At 38.0% G+C, this 18,290-nt stretch carries 10 protein-coding genes; 4 read left to right on the plus strand and 6 right to left on the minus strand.

Going from position 1 to position 18,290, the window contains the following annotated elements:
• Window positions 1-13: 13 nt before the first annotated feature.
• Entirely contained in the window at window positions 14-2,557 is a 2,544-nt protein-coding gene (locus A3EM_RS0121310; protein ID WP_020530279.1) for a glycoside hydrolase family 2 TIM barrel-domain containing protein, read from the minus strand.
• Window positions 2,558-2,852: 295 nt separating this feature from the next.
• Between A3EM_RS0121310 and A3EM_RS43225 the strand changes: the two genes are divergently transcribed.
• A complete protein-coding gene (locus A3EM_RS43225) occupies window positions 2,853-4,409 on the plus strand; it encodes a tetratricopeptide repeat protein (RefSeq protein WP_169513394.1) in 1,557 nt (518 codons plus the stop codon).
• Window positions 4,410-4,448: 39 nt separating this feature from the next.
• Window positions 4,449-4,844 (plus strand): hypothetical protein, encoded by a 396-nt coding sequence (locus tag A3EM_RS0121320; protein WP_157638013.1) that lies wholly within the window; start codon window positions 4,449-4,451, stop codon window positions 4,842-4,844.
• A gap of 244 nt (window positions 4,845-5,088) precedes the next feature.
• Here the strand turns inward: A3EM_RS0121320 and A3EM_RS43230 are convergent, their stop codons facing one another.
• The 5 genes from A3EM_RS43230 to A3EM_RS47350 form a co-directional block, all read right to left on the minus strand.
• Window positions 5,089-7,326: a T9SS type A sorting domain-containing protein gene (locus A3EM_RS43230; RefSeq protein WP_020530282.1), complete on the minus strand. Its 2,238-nt coding sequence runs from the start codon at window positions 7,324-7,326 to the stop codon at window positions 5,089-5,091.
• A 171-nt stretch (window positions 7,327-7,497) separates the two neighbouring features.
• Window positions 7,498-9,048, minus strand: a complete 1,551-nt coding sequence (locus tag A3EM_RS0121330) for a hypothetical protein (protein ID WP_020530283.1) — start codon at window positions 9,046-9,048, stop codon at window positions 7,498-7,500.
• A 164-nt stretch (window positions 9,049-9,212) separates the two neighbouring features.
• Window positions 9,213-10,988: a RagB/SusD family nutrient uptake outer membrane protein gene (locus A3EM_RS0121335; protein WP_026210484.1), complete on the minus strand. Its 1,776-nt coding sequence runs from the start codon at window positions 10,986-10,988 to the stop codon at window positions 9,213-9,215.
• Window positions 10,989-11,105: 117 nt separating this feature from the next.
• Window positions 11,106-13,025 carry a SusC/RagA family TonB-linked outer membrane protein gene (locus A3EM_RS47345; protein WP_052323376.1) on the minus strand — a complete coding sequence of 640 codons (1,920 nt, stop codon included), beginning with the start codon at window positions 13,023-13,025 and terminating at the stop codon, window positions 11,106-11,108.
• 97 nt (window positions 13,026-13,122) lie between these two features.
• The gene (locus A3EM_RS47350; RefSeq protein ID WP_052323377.1) at window positions 13,123-14,190 is read right to left on the minus strand and encodes a carboxypeptidase-like regulatory domain-containing protein; all 1,068 of its coding nucleotides are present in this window, start codon (window positions 14,188-14,190) and stop codon (window positions 13,123-13,125) included.
• Window positions 14,191-14,668: 478 nt separating this feature from the next.
• Here A3EM_RS47350 and A3EM_RS0121350 point away from each other — a divergent pair, with 478 nt between their 5' ends.
• On the plus strand, window positions 14,669-16,129 hold the full coding sequence (locus tag A3EM_RS0121350) for a sulfatase (RefSeq protein WP_026210485.1): 1,461 nt from the start codon (window positions 14,669-14,671) through the stop codon (window positions 16,127-16,129).
• A 50-nt stretch (window positions 16,130-16,179) separates the two neighbouring features.
• A complete protein-coding gene (locus tag A3EM_RS0121355; RefSeq protein WP_026210486.1) occupies window positions 16,180-18,228 on the plus strand; it encodes an alginate lyase family protein in 2,049 nt (682 codons plus the stop codon).
• Window positions 18,229-18,290 lie beyond the last annotated feature (62 nt).

The following is an 18,290-nucleotide window of genomic DNA, read 5'->3' on the forward strand; positions in this document are numbered from 1 at the left end:
TTAAAATATTTTATTATCTGATTGAAATTTTTTGTGAATTCTCTTTTAACCCTTTGGATTTCGCCTTTATAACTGCCTCTCCCATTTCGTTTTTTGCCTGGACTATTAAAAGCGCTTTTCCATTATGTGTCCTGACTTTATTCGTTTGAAAGTCCTGAACATTAGTGGCTGAACCATTATCTACTCCTAATATTTTCACTTTGGAATTTACCTCAAATTCAACCTCAAGTTCCTGATGCTTTACCCGGTTTCCGTTTTCATCCACTATTTTGGCTACCACATGTACCACATCAGTATTGTTGGCAAAAATTTGATTTTGATCTGCATCGAGTTCGATAGCTACAGGTTGGTTACCAGTTAGAATTTTAGCATTAACCATGGCTTTATCCTTTTTCCCGATGGCTTCCAGTTTGCCTTTTTTAAAGTTGACCACCCATTTATAAATATGATCGGGAAAATCTTTCAGCCTTTTTACCCCCAATGATTTTTCATTCAGAAACAATTCAATTTCCTCACAATTGGAATAAATCTCAACAATGGTAGTTTCGTTGTCCTCATAATTCCAATGCTCATTGACATCATGCCAGGACCATAAGGCTTTTTTCCATCCTCCTGTTTTTTTTTCCACAGGGGCTCCGGTGGCCTCATCTACTTTAAAAATGGACTTTTTTTCCGTTTGAGATGCGATGTAAATATGAGGCGCTTCAGTCCATAATGTTTTGATCATTTGATAGGAGGGTTTTTCAAACCCTGCTAAATCCAGCATCCCACTTGTGGTTGCTTTTTTGGGCCAGCTGGCATTGGACTCCCCCATATAATCTATGCCGGTCCAAAAAAAAGTTCCGGAAATAAAAGGGCGTTCCATTACACTTTTCCATTCATGCCATTGTACCAGATTTTCAGTTCCCATTATGGGTTTATCCGGGTAGTTTTCATGCCCGTAATCATACAAAACTCTTCGGTAGCTATAACCCACGATATCCAGGGCATCGGCATATCCGGAAAGGTGACTGACTGATGGCAGAATACAGTTGGCTATCACGGGGCGGGTAGTATCCAGTTCTTTGGTCCAGTTGGAAAGCTTTTGGGCGGTTTTGGCCAAAACGTATTTTTCTTCCGGACTTTCCTCATATCTTCTCCGGATTTCTTCGGGAGATATTGGAGGTTTTTCCCAAAAATAATTTCCCTGCCAGCTCATATTAAAATAGCCCGAAGCATGGGCATACCTGGGATAAGTCCATTCAATTTCATTCCCTATACTCCATTGGAAAACGGAAGGATGATTTCTATCCCTGAGCATGGTAGTTTTCAAATCTCTTTCGGCCCATTCCTGGAAAAACCTGGTATATCCTCTGGTGATATAATCAACTGATCGCTCGTTCTGATTCAATCTTTTATCCTTGGGATTATCCCATTCATCGAAGAATTCTTCCTGCACCAAAAAACCCATTTCATCACAAAGGGTTAAAAACTCTTCTGACCCCGGGTTATGGGAAATTCTGATGGCATTACAACCTGCCTCTTTTAATTTTAATAACCGCCTTTTCCAAACTCCCAATGGGACTGCAGCCCCTACCAGGCCCGCATCGTGATGCAGACAAACACCTTTAATCAAAGTATTTTTTCCATTGAGAAAAAAACCTTCGTCTTTATCAAATTTAATATCCCTGATTCCAAAAGGCGTTTCATATCGGTCCATATTTTCTCCGTCCTGTCTGATATAAGTTACGGCCTTATAAATGTTTGGGGATTGTATATCCCAAAGTAATGGATCATTTACTGTTAAATTTTGGCTGAAGGTTCCTTCTGATGATTTTTCAACAGCTGCCTTTTGAGTCAACTCCGCAACCAGTGCCCCTTTTGGGTCAAAAATCTGGGTGAGTAAATCAAAATTTTCATCCTGTTTATTTTTATTCTTTACCGTAACTTCCAAAGCCACTCTGGCGTTTGTCGCTGTGATTTCCGGGGTGGTAATGAAAGTTCCCCAAACCGGAATGTGCAAATTTGAAGTAGTCACCAGTTTCACATTTCTATAAATTCCTGATCCTGTGTACCAGCGACTGTCTGCATATCTTGAACGGTCTACTTTTACCAGCAACACATTGTTATCCGCAGAGCTTAACTGGTCCGTTATATCAAAATAAAATGGGGAATAGCCATAGGGATGATCTCCTAACTTAATGTCATTCAGGTAAACTTCTGCATTGTTGTATACACCATCGAAATACAAATAGGTAGTCTGGTTTTCCCCAGCCTGTAGTTTAAACTGTTTTTTATACAGCCCATAGCCTCCGGGTAAATATCCCGTTGCTCCTTCACCACCGATTGAATCGAATGAGGCTTCAACGCTCCAGTCATGTGGCAATTGAATTTTCCTCCAGTCAAATTTCTTTAAATCCGGATTTTCAAAATCAGCTTTTCCAACCAGAACGAATTCCCAGTCAAAGTTAAAGTTTGTCTCTCTATTTAATTCATTTTTCCCATTCTGCCCTAACAGATAATATCCGCCTACTAACACAAAAATGAGCAAGGTAAATGAGTAATAATATTTTTTCATAATCACATTTGCTAAACATAAAACCCCGTGGATCTTACCGATACAATTCTTCTTTAAATTGCCCAACAAATTTTGCTGAAAATTTATTATCTTCCACAAAAATCAACTAGACAAAAACTCAATGTGAGCAACAGAATCTAACAAAATGGCTAGATTTTAAATTAATAATCATAATATTTGCTGCTGACTATCAGGTTTTTATATGAAAATGCATAAATCATACTTCACCATCCTTACTAGACACTTAATTATTCTATGCTGTATTTTAATGAACTTCCATGGAAATGGACAGTCAATGGAAACCTTATCACAAAACGCTGCCGGAAATATTGAAGAATTATTAAATCAGGCAGAATATTTAAAATTTAAAGACCCTGAAAAAGCCATCCTGTTATATGAGCAATGTAAAGCTAACTTTGTCAACAAACAAGATACTATGGGGGTGATCATTGTGTTGGAAAGGCTGTCGAATTTATATGCCAATATCGCTAATTATCACAATTCTTATGTAGGCTATTGGGAAGCTCTGATTTTAGCTGAAAAATTGAATAATGAAAGTGCCAAAGCCTCAATTTATAATGGGCTTGGCTGGCTTTATAGTTTTTTTGGCAGAAAAGAAATGGCCGAAGAGTATTTTAATAAATCCATTAAAATCAATAAGGAATTATTAAATCAAAAACCACAAAACAATCAGCGACTTTTGGACGACTATTATGCTTTGGCTACACTTTTCAGAAAAGAAGACGAACTTAAAAAAGCAAGGGTTTATCTGGACAGCTGTCATGACTTAAAAGAACCTGCGGAAGCAAGACACTTCCTGAATGCTGAATTGGGGTATGTTTTAGCCAAAGAGCAGGAATATGAAAAAGCCCGTGAGGTATTGCTAAAAGTCAAACCCTTTTTTGAAAATGCAGACAGCAGTTATCTGATCATTCTTTATCCTTTTTTGGGGGAGGTTTATAAAAATCTTGGCAATCTGAATGAAAGTGAAAAATACTATTTGATTGCGCTGGATATATCAAAAACCTTCAAGAGCCATCTTGACCTGATTCCCAATATTTATGAGGATTTGTCTGAAGTCTATTATCTTAAGGGCCAGTTCGAGCATGCCTATGAAGTGATGCAGGAATCCAAACTACTGAATGAAAAACAGTTTGGTAGCCGAAGCCAGCACAATCAGCGATTATTGGAAATAAAGGATACTTACCGTATTGAAATGGAGCGCCAGGATCAGCTGATCAAAGAACAACGGCTCAAATTTTTAGAACAACAACACCAGATTAACGAACTCCAATCTTATATCCTCACCGGAACTATTGCTTTCCTGATTATTTTGGGTTTTATCATTTACAGATTTCTACGCACCAGGTACAAGGCAGAAAAAAGGCTTTTACAACAAAAACAGCAACTGGAAATACAAAAAGCAGAAGAAGTTTTACTGGTTAAAAATAAAGAACTGACCACTTCTGCCCTACAAGCCATTGAAAAAGAAGAGTTACTAATTGAAACCAAAGAAGAACTTCTCAAACAAAAGAAAAATCCAAATCCTTCGGAAATCAATAAAATCATTAAAAAAATAGACCGAAGTGCCAGCCTGAGTTGGGAAGAATTTGAACTCAGGTTTTTAGCCGTAAACCAGGAGTTTTATAATAAACTCAAAAAACAATATCCAAACCTCAGCCAGAATGATCACAAGCTTTGTGCCCTGATTAAACTGAATTTTTCTTCTAAGGATATGGCGAAGTTATTGGGAATAACGGTAGAATCTGTGCATACATCAAGGTACAGGATTAGGAAGAAAATGGATTTGGACAGGAGTATTAATCTGGAGGATTTTATTGCTAATTTGTAGGAAAAATAATGTAGTAGTTAAAAGTACCAGCTAAAAATAATGATCTTATCGAAAAAGATTTTATTGTTTATTATTTCAGCCCTAACCGGTTTAACATTGATTCCTTTTCTGGCTCTCGAAGCTAGATATATTGAAGGAATACCCATTTTAATATTTTACTTTCTACCTGTTTCTAGCCTTTCATTAATAATCTTATTTGAACTAATAACCAGATTAACTCCTTTTAAATTTGTCTTTAAATTCATTATCGGATTCAAAATCTTCTTTCTTTTCATAGGGGCTTTAATAATAGAATGGATAATTATGTGGAAAGTCAACCCGGTAAACGATGTTGTTTTTACTTCACAATTTGCTACTGGAATCTTTCCTGCAATAATAATTTATGGTAGACTGGGAAATTATTGGAAAATATTTCCCGTAGGAAAAAGTGAATAACTATTAAGCCGTTTATTCTTTTTCCATTCGATGAAAAAGAACCAAAAAATCTTGCCTTCAAAAAGGTATTCCGAGAAAGTAAAATAGATATCTGAAATCCTTTGCCACCAAGGACTAGAAATCAAAAGTAGGTACCTGATACATTTTCCCACACTGGTTTTGAAGGCATTTTGGCATTAATCTTAAAAACAAATAATCAAATCTTAATTGTAAGAAACTAAAATTGATACTTAAACCAGTCTATTTACTCCATAATAAACTTATATCCTTTAGCCAAATTTCCATCATTCTCAAATCTGAGGAAGTATAATCCAGCTGGTAATTTACCTAATTCTATTGCCTGAATTTCCTTTTGGATTATTCCTGATTTTACTGCCTTTCCCAAATAATTATGAATGGAAAATCCTTCTCCAAGATATGATGTGGGAGTTTTTAGGTTAATTTCTGTCTTTGCGGGATTGGGATAAATTTCTACTTTTTTTTTACCAAAATCCTCTTCCTCAGTACCGGAAATAACTGGAGGTTTTGCTGACCTCGTTATTTCCCTGGTAAATGTATAATGTTGTAATGCCACACTGCTGATATGACCTCCATTGTCACTAAAAGTAACTGTTATGGTATTTTCTTTTTTTATGATTTCCAGAGGTACAGGTATTTCCAGCACACCATAAAAATTTGGCCTGTCATTTTGAAGATCTCCTCTGAAATTTTCAGGAACTTCTAAAGCAGTACCATTAAAACTAATGACTGGTTTCAAGGATTTCCCATGGTTTCTTCCAATACCCAATCTTAGTACAGCTTCTCCAAATTCAGACTCTGGTACACCCTTGATATTGAAACTTTCCGTTTTTCCCCCTTCAATTGGTTTTAAGTATTCCTCTGCATAAAGCTTTTCTTCTGTGGAGAGGTGGGGAATTGTAATTTCACCCGCCAAGGTATAGGCTAAAATGATCGTTCCTTCACTTTCTATGGTCATTCCATCAGGAATTTCGGGCAATTCCTCCTCTTTCAAAATAGGATTCTGACCTTCTAGGTACAAATGTTTGACACTTACCTTTTCTACCGAATTTTCACCGAACCCCATCAAATTCAGGTCAATATCAACTGCAGAAAAATTGAGATTGTTCAATATCACATAAGCTTTATTGCCATCTACATAAGCATCCACCATAATGTCCAAATCTGTAGAATAAGAATCTACTCTGGTCCCTTTTACGTCTGACCATAACTGGTAAATTTTCACAAATTCGGTATACACATATTCTTCTCCTGTCTGTCCAGGCAATTCGTTTGCTTTCCGAAGCATTCGATGGTTATAAGCGGAACCGTCTTCGGCCCTTCCCCACTCTGCCTTTAGCGGATTAAATGGAATTGTTTTATTAATAATATGTGGCCGCTCCATAAACTGCATCAGCATGGAATTCACAGATTTAATATGCAACCAATCTCTATATGGCGTCCATTGCTTGGCATAATCGTGCATCTGGGCTCCGTATTCTGAAATCATAAATGGTTTTACTTCCTCGAATTTCATGTAACTGTATTGCTCCATGATATCGAAAGTGGCTTCCATATTACTCCCCTTCCGGTAAAGTTGTTTTCCATTGTTTATGGAGGGAAAATCATATAAGTGAATAGTCCAGAAGTCCATATTTTCACCTGCAATATCCATGAATAATTTCCACCTTTCCTCCCATTCTTCAAAATTGTTTGTCTCGTGATCAGGGAAGGCTGTGCAATAGCCGCCAATCACCAAATCCTCATTATATTTCCTAATTTCTTTGGCCACAGCATTGTGAAACTTAAAAATATCTTCTGGTTTGTCTGTTCCAAAATCTACCAAATGCCATAATGGTTCATTAATTATCTCTACATATTTTGGGCGATTCTGACCATTAATACCACCTGTTCCAAAAAAATCTTTGATGAAACGTCCCATATATTCTCCTGTGGCCGTTCCAAATGGTTCTTCTTCTGTATCTGTCTGAGAAAATGCCCATCCTTTCTGGGTTGTTTTGCCATCAGGCCAAAACGGATGTAACTGGGCACAAATAATCTGCTCATTCCGGGATTCATAATGGTGGTAATTAGATTTATTTCCGTATTCATTTCTCACGTAATTTCCATAATGTGTAATATCTCCGGGATTGGCATATCCTGGCCTTAAGGAATCTTCCGTAATCATAGTATTTAACCACCAGCTGATTCCTCCGGTATTTCTGCCCAGATACACATCATAACCATTGAGAAAATGATCTCTTAGATCAGGGGTAAAATTATTGCCATCCCATTCCTGTTCGGTAATGTCTGAATGGATGGTGATAAATTTCTTTCTATCGAAAGTGGAAATATGGCCTACTTCATGTTTTACATCAAGGTTTACATCCACTTTTACAGAATCTGAACTGGCCGATACTTTAGCTGAAAAGCCGAAAATGAGGCAAAAAGGCAAGAAAATAAAAAGTTTGTAATGTTTTTTCATAGAAAGAGTTGAACCTGTATTTATCTGGAAAAATTGACCTTAGCCTGGCATTACAAATGCCGAATTAGGAACAGCCACAATGCAATTGCTCCTGAGCTTTTATTTTAAATTTTAAAATGAACGGGAAATGATGAACCATTTCCCGTTTTTAAGTGATCGAATGGTGGGTTATTATCTCAAATCCAATTCTGCCACCGTGATATTATCCATATAGAATTTACATTCCTGAGAATTGAATTCATTATGACCTCTAATCATAAAAGAATAATTATCACTTGCTGCTGCTTTTACCTGAGTTGAAGTATAAACCCACTGGCCCTCAGGGAAATCAGCATCGAAAAATGCTCCACCTATTCCCCAGTCGGTATTAGGCGACCAATAGAACCTCAAATCTGGTATAGAGGTTTTGTCACCCAAAGATTCCATGTATATCCAGCAACCCACTTCGTAAGTCTTTCCTCCTTCCAATGGGAAGGTTATATCTGTACCAGAATCATCTCTATGCCCCATGATCATTCCTCCCCCGGCTTCCATCACCACATAACCACTGCTTTTACCTTCATAAGGCAATGCAGATGAAACTTCAAAATTGTAATTTTCCCATACTCCTCCCCACCACAGGTATGGCCAGTTGGCATTTGTAGAATTTTCGAATCCCAAATCAAAACTGGTAGTGGCAAGTAAATTATCCTTTTCGAAAACAACCTGCCCATCTGTTATTGAGGAAGCATTTACTCCATCAAGTGTCCTTAAATTACCTTTTGTGTCATCATAATTCAAGGTGATCAGATCACTGTTATAAATATCCGCATCAAGGCTTAACAATACGATATTGTTGGCCAGTGGATCCAGTGTAAAACCAGTCACATTTACCGGATAATCTACTCCACTATTTGTAACGGTCAGGGAAATTGATTCAGGATTATTGGTAGCAGGATTGAACATGTCCCGGCTGTAAACCAACCCAATTACATTTTCTTTGGCAGTAATCCCAACTAAATCAACTGGATCGGTAGATGGAATTACATTCATAAAGTTTTTATAAGAAATGGTATCTGCTCCTAAATTACTGGAAGCAATTAAGGTAATGTCAAAAGCTTCCATGCTGCTAAATTTATGGGTAACAGATGCACCACTTATATTGATTTCCTTTCCACTTGCACTGGTGAATACCCAGTTCAAATCGGAAGGCTCTCCTGTTGATTTGGTTTCGAATATAATATCTCTTCCTGCAATCACTTCATTTAAAGCCCCGTCCGCATTTACCAAAACAGAATTATCCGCTGCTCTTCTCGATTCAAAATTGGCTTTGATACTGTCTAGTACAGTCACCACGATAGTTGTATCGTATTTATTGACACTTTGAGGATCATCTCCTATGAAAACATTTCCTGCAAAAGTCTGCTCCACTTTTACTTCATAAACTCCTGCTTTCAAAAAGGAGGCTTTTACCAGATCTTTTTCAGAAGTCACATTATTTTCTTCTCCTGTCAATTCTACCACACCTTCAGGAAAAGTCCACTTCCTGCTGACTACACCTCTGGAAAGATCGATAAAATCCATTTCTCCATTGATCTGCAACCTGCTTTCTACCGTACCAAAGGAAGTGGTAATGTAAACGTGATTTGGTTCACTTGTAGGTGCAATATACTCTTCCTCACAAGCCCAAAGGACCAATAAGGAAGCTGTAAGTACCAATAATTTATTTATATATTTCTTCATTTTCTTCTTATTTTGAGTTATTAAATCCCCTTCGGGCCAGGGCGACAAGCGGAAAGTCAGTGCTAACGAAAGCCAAATGTGGATTAGTAATCTTAACCTTCTGAATTTAGCTCCTAACCTGTTTTATTTTGACTACATCCGCCAGTCAACCACCTGTAATTTTTTTAATTAAGGTTATTATTCGACTGCACCTCAATGGAAGGAATCGGGAAATAATCATGAATTGCACTGGAGTAATTCGCAGCTGGAACAACGAAATCCAATCTTACTCTTTCATTCAGGAACAATGGATAAATTTTTGGCTGAGTGGCCGGAATTGGATTCCCCAATTGCTGCTCAATTTTTACTTCTTCAGCCCTTCTTTCATCAAAAATATTTTTCACAATACCCCACCTGACCAAATCGTACCATCTGTGTCCTTCAAATGCCAGTTCCAATGGCCGTTCCACCATTCTGAGGTGTGTCATTAAAGCATCCTTGTTCACTGCAGTTAAAGGAAATTCAGATAAACCATTAGCGAATTTGGACACATGCAATTGAGGAATTTGCCCTCCATGGATTTCTCTATAACGCTGAAGGGTAATTACTCCTGCTCTTTCTCTGAGCATATCAATGTAAGTCATGGCTTCATTCACGGCACCATCTCCATCCCTTTCCAAAATGGCCTCAGCGTACATCAAATAAACATCAGCCAGCCTGATATGTCTGAAATTGATTCCCCCTCTGGCCCCTGTAGCGGCATCCTCTGAATCAGCCCAATACCAATTTGTCCATTTTTTCACTTTAGAACCCTGCCCATAATTAAAGTTTGCCTTACTTTTCTCTCCGGTAATTGGATCAGTGGTTAAAGGCGCATTGTAATATTCACCATCACCAAATTCTACCACTATGGAGGCAAAAGTTCTTGAAGAATATCTTTTTCCAAAATTATCAGGATTGGACACATCTATGGAATCACCGGAAACAAAAAGCTCTTGTAACCAGTAAGAAGGCATGCAGGAATTGTAACCTCCGGCACCCACAATGCTGGCAAAGTTACTGGCAATGGAAGTGGCTTCAGAACCGGGATTTCCATGCACATCATCATGATTATTTCCCCCAGCTCCGGCTTTGTAATTGTCAGAAAAAACCACTTCAAAAATGGATTCTGAATTGAATTCCCCTTCTAAAGTGAAATTCTCCATGTAATCAGTAGTAAGTCTGTAAATGCCTTCATCAATCACCTGCTTGAAATAGTTGGCAGCTTTATCCCATTCCTTGTTGTATAAATATGTTTTTCCCAACATAGCCGCAGCAGCTCCCCAGGTAACTCTTCCTAAGTCCTGAGAATCATCCCAGGTTTTTGGAAGGTTGTTGTACGCAAATTCCAAATCCGGAATTACCATGGTAGTAATGACTTCATTTAAATTGGAAAATGGTTTTTTCAAATCATCATCACTTATCGCCACCTCATCGTGAATCACTGCTCCATTGTAAGAATAACCCAACCAGAAATAGTTAATTCCTCTTACAAATCTGGCCTGAGCTTCAATTAAAACCCTTTCTTCTTCTGTTAATCCAGTAATGCCTTCATTCTTTATATTATCCAAAACCTGATTCGCCCTGAAAATTCCAATATATAGCTGAGACCATCTGGTGGAAACAAAGTCAGAAGCATCATTCCAGGTTAAATTGGTATACTGCAGATGGTTTCCATACCAGCTTTCAGTTCCAGCCAGGTCACTTCTCAACATGTTTTTTGTTATTTCACTTCCACTTACCGAAGGAAACTGTAAAGCACTGTATACGGCATTTAAACCTTTATCGAAATCATCAGCGGTTTTCCAAAAAGAACCTGTGGTGATGGCGTTTGGATTTACCTGCTCCAATTCATCCTCACAAGAACTCATACATACCAGAACCGCTGTGAGGGAAATGATTAAATATCTTAATTTTTTCATATTTTATTTTTTTATGCCAGCTCCTCCATTTGAGAAAACTATCCATTCCTGCCCATGGAATACCAGCTATAATTTTTTAAGCATCTGCATTGTAAATATTTTGAGAAATCAATCAGATTAGAAGCCAATCTGAACACCCATCATTATTTTTCTGGATACCGGATAACTACCTTTATCTATACCTCTGTTTGATACACCATTTCCTCCAATTTCCGGATCATAACCCTCATAATCGGTAAAAGTGAATAGGTTTTGAGCACTGGCATAAAGTCTCAATCTGTCAATTTTGTTATTGAAGATTTCTCTGGGGAAAGTATAACCCAACGATAATGTTCTCACTCTGAGGAAACTTCCATCCTCAAGGAAAAAGTCTGATCTCGACCTGAAATTATCGTGTTCTGAGTTTGGTCTGGCCGCCATTATATCAGAATTTGCATTAGCCTCAGTCCACATGTAATACATGTCTTTGTGTCTTTTCATACTGTAGGCAAATAATTTGGCACCATTATAAACTTTGTTTTCGTGCGAATAGAAGAAATGAACATTAAAATCAAATCCTTTGTAATCAGCCCCGAATTTAAGCCCAGCCTCAAATTTTGGCATTCCCGAGCCACTGTAAACCCTATCCTCATCATCAATTTTTCCATCTCCGTTCTGATCCAGATATTTCAAGTCTCCCAATCTGGCATTAGGCATGTATTCTTTTACAGTAGCTAATTCTTCTTCTGTTTTGATAATCCCATCAGTTGGAATTAAAAAGAAAGCACCTGCCTCATAACCTGGTGTCATGTAGGTTGTTATATCCTGCTGGTTGGCTCTCCAGTTACCTGGTTTACTATCCTGCAAAGGAATACTTTCCAAATCACCAAGGTTGGTAATTTCATTAATGTTTTTAGTGAAGGTTCCTGTCAAATTAAAATTCAATCCAGATGCTGTTCGCTTTCGGTAAGAAGCAGTAATCTCCAGCCCTTCATTAATCATATCCCCAATGTTGGAAACCTTGGTATTGTAAGTATTGGACCAGTCATTTGGAATGGTAGTACCTGTAGATGCCGGCAACAATACATTCAGCAACATGTCATTTTTACTGTTGCGGTATAAATCGGTAGTGAAGTTAAATTTACCATTGAACATGGTTAAGTCTAATCCAATATTTCTGGAAATATTAGACTCCCATCCTACAATTGGGTTCGCATAACCTCTTTGGATTGCACCTTTGCTCAATACATCACCAGACTCTGGTCCCCACACATAATCCACATTGGCATCTATATAACCGGCATATAAATAAGGGCTAATTCCCTCATTACCTACTTCTGCATAACTTGCTCTCAATTTAAGGTTATCAATTACCTCTACCCCTTTCAAGAAATTTTCTTCACTAATATTCCATCCCACAGAAACTCCAGGGAAAAGTGCATACCTTTTTTCTTCTCCAAATTTCGAAGAGCCATCATGTCTTACACTGGCCGAAAGCATATACTTGTTATTGTAGTTGTATTGCATTCTGAAAAGCTTACCAATCAATACATTGGTTGTATTATTTCCATTAAGCTTGGTCATTTCACTGCCTCCATTAAACACCTGCACATCGTTACTGATGAAATCCCTTTTTTCAGCAGTTACAAATTTGTAATCAAACTTTTCGTAAGTATAAGCGGCAATTAAAGAAAATTTATGTACGCCAATTTCTTTTTCATACCTCAACATATTTTCCAATGTGGTCTTTTTGGTGAAATTGAAATCTTCATTTAAAATAGCCTGTTTCCTACTGCCTAATTCATTTAAATCTCCATCTTGGTTATAAACCAGATACTGTGGCTGCCAGAATTGTCGCTGATAATTATATTGATTCAAACCTACATTAAGCTGATAGGTTAAACCTTTAACCAATTCATATTTAATATTTCCCGCCAGGTTGTATGCATTATCTTCCCTTAAATCTGTCTGGTCTAGTAATCTGGAAAAATATCCTACATGATCAGGGTTATTTCCGGGAATAACTACTGCATTATCTGTGGTTGGAAGGGAATTCAACGGAGGTCTGTATGGGCCCTGAAAAATGGCAAATTCATATAATCCCCATGGTTCAACTTCCTTATTGGAAGTTTGAATACCTAAACTGACAAAAGCCTCAAATTTTCCTTTTTATGAAGGTGGTATTCGCCCTTGTTGAAAATCTTTCGTAGCCTGACTGAATGATCACTCCATCCTGTCCGAAATAGTTAGTATTTAGACTAAAAGTAACATTGTCTTTTCCTCCTGAAATCGTCAAATTATGGCTTTGAATGGCCGCATTGTCATTCACGATAGAACTTACAAAATCAGTATTGTAATCCATCGCATTAGGATTATAATACAGAATTGAAGAGTGACTTCCTTCTGCCCTGTTCATCATTTCATCCACATACAAATGCTCCGGGGTGGACATTAATGGTGTTCCTGAAGTGATGTTCTGCACACCATAGTAGGAAGAAAAATTCACCTTTGTTTTGCCTGCTTCCCCTCTTTTGGTGGTAATCAGAATTACCCCATTAGAAGCTCTGGTACCATAAACTGCTGCTGCAGCACCATCTTTCAAAATATCCACAGTGGCAATATCTTCAGAAGCAATATTTGGATTGCTTTGATAGGGAATACCATCCACCACATACAGCGGAGAGGAAGAACTCGAGATTGAACCCAACCCCCTGATCTGGATATTGGCCTGATCCCCGGGTCTGCCACTACTTTCTACCACACTGATACCCGCAACCTGTCCCTGAAGGGTTTTGGTAAAATCTGAAGCCACCACAGCTACCATGTCTTCGTTCTTCACTGTGGCCACTGCACCGGTTACTTCTTTTTTAGTTTGCGTTCCGTAACCCACCACCACAACTTCTTCAAGTTGTTTTATATCTTCTTCCAAAACAACTTCCAACCGGGTTCTTCCATTTAATACTACCTCCTGAGAAATAAAACCGATAAAGCTGAAAGCCAAAATATTTTCCTCTTCTGTGACATTTAATTTGAAATTACCGTCAAGATCCGTGACCGTTCCTTTTCCTGAATCTTTAATAATTACACTCACTCCGGGGAGAGGTTCCCCTTCGTTTCCTGTTACCTTACCGGAGATTGTTTCCTGTGCATGCGCAAGGTATCCGAACAAAATCAACTGGATACATAAAATCCATCTTTTCCATTTTGTAATAGATCTTTTCATTTAATCATATTTAACTGTTATAAAATAATTGCCCTGAAAGGATTGGGGTCCTGTTGGGGAAATTAGCTTGAATAGCCTTGACAATAATTCACCTTTTCAGAGATTTTTTCAAGAAAAAGCACTGAACGAAAACTGAACATTTTCCAGATTTGTCTAACAAAAAGTCAACATATGAGCTGTAAAGCGGGGTTTATCCTTCCCTACAACTCATTCCTCCCAAAAAATGGCCTTGATTTAACAATCGCCTGTTTTTGAGCTCCTTTTTGATAAATCAGTAGAAAAAAAAGCACGGATCCTCCAGGTTTGGTGATTAAAAAACTTAAAATTCCCGTGGTAATGCATCAGTTTTTTTAAGAAACCAGGTAAATTTTAACAGGTATAACCCTCCCTATTAAAGCTGACTATTTCAAAAAAATCACTACTTTTAGGAATCCTATTTTGAGGGATTTCTACTAAATAAATTGAAACTAAAACGAAAATGAAAAATCGGAACAACTTCCTATGTGGCTATTTAATTATAGCTATGCTGGTCAGTTTCTCCTGCCAGAACCCAAAGGAAAGTGAAACGGAAAAATCGGAAGCGGGTAAACCAAACATCCTTTTTATTGCGGTTGATGATCTGAGACCAGAGCTTGGAGTTTATGGCGCAAAGCATATCAAATCTCCGGCAATTGACAAACTGTCTGCTGAAAGCCTAGTCTTTGATCGTGCTTATTGTAATATTCCTGTTTGTGGGGCCTCAAGAGCGAGTCTTTTGTCGGGTATCAGGCCAGGCAGACATCGTTTTATTGGCTACAGTACCTATCTTGATGAAGATTATCCCGGAGTGACTTCCCTTCCCAAACATTTTAAAAATAATGGTTATACCACTATTTCCAATGGAAAAATTTATCATCACAAAGACGATGATAAAATGGCCTGGAATGAAGTCTGGAAACCTGCCGGTGCGCTTTCTCCGAGAGATTTTGCATCTGATAAAAATGTGGAAATTGACAATACTGAGGGAAAAAGAGGCTATCCCTATGAAAATGCTAATGTTCCTGACTCGGCTTACAATGATGGAAAAATTGCAGATAAAACCGTTCAGGATTTAAAAAAACTGAAGGAAAAAGGTGAGCCATTTTTTATGGCGGTAGGATTTTTAAAACCTCATCTGCCTTTTAATGCACCAGCTAAATATTGGGATTTATATGATTCCACTCAAATCTCTTTACCCGAAAATTACCTGCAACCGGAAACTACCCCTAAAGCAGCCTATCACAATTTTGGAGAACTGAGACATTATTCCGGTGTACCCAAAAAAGGTCCGGTTTCAGATGAATTGGCTAATAAACTTATCCATGGTTATTATGCCAGCGTAAGTTACACAGATGCTCAAATTGGGAAATTGTTAGACGCTTTAAAAACCCTGGAACTCGATCAAAATACCATTGTAATTCTATGGGGTGATCATGGCTGGAATTTGGGTGATCATCAGCTCTGGTGCAAACATTGTAATTTTGAATCGTCTCTTCATGTGCCTTTAATACTTAAAGTTCCCGGACAAACCTCGGGAAAACATACCAGTGCCATTGCCGAATTTATTGACATTTACCCCAGTTTAAGTGAACTGGCGGGCTTACCCATTCCCGAACATACGGACGGAGAAAGTCTTGTCCCCTTAATAAATGGCCTGAACAGGACAAAAGATTTTGCCATCTCCAAATTCCATGATGGGGTCACTTTGGTAAAAGGAAATTTATTTTATACCGAATGGCTGGATAAAGAAGATCAGGTAAGAGCCAGGATGCTTTTCGATCATTCCAATGATCCTCTGGAATTAAATAATCTCGCTGAATCTCCCGAATTTGCCGAAAAAGTAAAAGAAATGAGTTCGTTCTTGCACAACCACTGGGGTGATGATTTTTATGTAAATAGAAAAATAAAGAAAGCCAATTAAATTAGATAGGAATAATTCTCTCTCTTCCTGCTCAAAAAAAACTTAAACAAATGACAAAATTTATAATGAATATTTTCCTGTTTGGAATAATCCTTATTAATGCAGAAAAAACCTTTGCCCAGAAGAATTGGAAGGAGATTATTACTGTTGAGGATGTTTGTGAAAGCTATCCTAAGGTGATGAAAACCATGCTCGATCAATTCGATCTGGAACATAAAGGGATGGAAAAGGTTAAATCTGCTTATGAAAATGACAATTTGGTTGAGGCATGTCAAAACCTACTGGATTATTACAAAAATGGAAATACTGCTGCATATTTAAGAAAAACACAACCTGCAGTTTCTGATAGAACTATTGCCGCTGAAGATACCACTTTGGAAAATGTTTTTATTGTACAAAATGTGAGGGGACAAGTGCCATTTGGAGAAGATGGTCATCGTGACTGGTATTATAAAGGCCCAAATAATGATGCTGAATGGGCATGGCTTTCCAATCGTCACAGCCAGATCAGGAGCTTGTTCAATACTTATTTTGAAACAGGAAATCCGAAGTATGCCAAATACATCGATGAATTTTTAAGAGATTTTATCATTAAAAGCATGCCTTATCCAGCTAAAAAAAGCGGTACTTCCATATGGAGAGGGCTGGAAGTAGCAGCCCGGGCAAAAGTGTGGTCTGTTATCTTTTATGGTTTTTTGAATAATGATAATTTCTCCCCTGCCACTCAATTGCTGATGCTAAGCAGTTTGCCGGACCATGCCCATTATAACCGGCAATTCCATGCGCAAAATAACTGGCTAACCATGGAAATATCGGCTTTGGCTACGGTAGCCACCAATTTTCCAGAATATAAAAATTCAGGAGAATGGTTGAAATATGCCATTGCTACCATCTCGGAAAGCATGAAGGAACAGGTTTATGGGGATGGAACCCAAACAGAATTGACTTCCCATTACCATAATGTAGCCCTGCGAAACTTTGAGTTGTTCAAAAAAATCTGTGATCAGGCCAACCAGCCTCTTCCTCCATTTTTTAATGAAACCATTGAAGCCATGTTTAGTTATATTGCCCATGTGGTTCGCCCGGATGGATTTAGAATTTTAAATAACGATGGGGATAGAGGCAGTGATAGGGGAATCATTATGGATGGGATAAATACTTATCACAAAAAAGACTGGGAATACATCATTACGAATGGAAAGAGTGGTGAAAAACCAAAGGATGGTCCATCTTACTTTTACCCATGGGCAGGGCATTTAATTTCCAGAAGTGGTTTCGATGAAAATGCACATTGGTCATTTTTCGATATTGGTCCTTGGGGAAGCGGACACCAGCATAATGACAAATTACACCTCTCCATTTCAGCTTATGGACGGGATCTTCTGGTAGATGCCGGACGATTTGCCTACAGAGGCGAAACAGCAATTAAGTTCAGGCCATATGCCAAAAGTTCGGCAGGGCATAACCTGATTTTAATAGATGGAAAAGGCCAGGCTCCCGGCCCTAAACTGGCTGAGGCACCGGTAAGCAAAACTCATTATAAAATAACTGATGATTTTGATTATGCCACCAATTCCTTCAGCAATTTCCAGGATACCAAGGGGGAAATAAAACACCAACGGGCCCTTTTTTATGTCCGTGGAGAGTTTTGGGTAGTAGTAGACCGAATTCTTACCGACCAACACAGAAAAATTGATGCCTTATGGCACTGGCATCCTGAATGTTTGGTTGCGCAGGAGCATTCCATCGTAAAAACCAATAATGAAAAAGGTAATCTGGCTGTCATTCCGGTAGGGAAACAAAAATTTGATCTTTCATTTATAAAAGGACAGGAAGAACCTGAAATACAAGGCTGGTACAGTGAAGAATATAATATTTATGAACCCAATGTAGCCAGTAAATACAGCACTGATATCGATGGAAATGCAACCATGGTTTGGTTACTTTTTCCCTCAGAAAAGGAAACACCAAAAATTAAGGCTAAAATTATACAGGAAAATGAAGAGCAGGTTAATATAGAAGTGAAATCAGCAGGAAAAAAATGGCAGGTTCAGATTCCATTTTTTGAGAGTGAAAATGCAGAATTGATTGGGGAATAAAAAAACATGCAAGACAAGGAATCAATAATAATTAAACCGAATATACCTTATTATTTTCTTGG

This window comes from Flexithrix dorotheae DSM 6795, from assembly GCF_000379765.1.
Classification (GTDB): Bacteria; Bacteroidota; Bacteroidia; order Cytophagales; family Flammeovirgaceae; genus Flexithrix; species Flexithrix dorotheae.

Excerpts from the sequence above, each read along its gene's own strand:
- A3EM_RS43225 (WP_169513394.1), top strand. The coding sequence starts at position 2,853 with ATGGAAACCTTATCACAAAACGCTGCCGGAAATATTGAAGAATTATTA.
- A3EM_RS0121330 (WP_020530283.1), bottom strand. The coding sequence starts at position 9,048 with ATGAAGAAATATATAAATAAATTATTGGTACTTACAGCTTCCTTATTG.
- A3EM_RS0121310 (WP_020530279.1), bottom strand. The coding sequence starts at position 2,557 with ATGAAAAAATATTATTACTCATTTACCTTGCTCATTTTTGTGTTAGTA.
- A3EM_RS0121355 (WP_026210486.1), top strand. The coding sequence starts at position 16,180 with ATGACAAAATTTATAATGAATATTTTCCTGTTTGGAATAATCCTTATT.
- A3EM_RS0121320 (WP_157638013.1), top strand. The coding sequence starts at position 4,449 with ATGATCTTATCGAAAAAGATTTTATTGTTTATTATTTCAGCCCTAACC.
- A3EM_RS47350 (WP_052323377.1), bottom strand. The coding sequence starts at position 14,190 with ATGAAAAGATCTATTACAAAATGGAAAAGATGGATTTTATGTATCCAG.
- A3EM_RS0121350 (WP_026210485.1), top strand. The coding sequence starts at position 14,669 with ATGAAAAATCGGAACAACTTCCTATGTGGCTATTTAATTATAGCTATG.
- A3EM_RS43230 (WP_020530282.1), bottom strand. The coding sequence starts at position 7,326 with ATGAAAAAACATTACAAACTTTTTATTTTCTTGCCTTTTTGCCTCATT.
- A3EM_RS0121335 (WP_026210484.1), bottom strand. The coding sequence starts at position 10,988 with ATGAAAAAATTAAGATATTTAATCATTTCCCTCACAGCGGTTCTGGTA.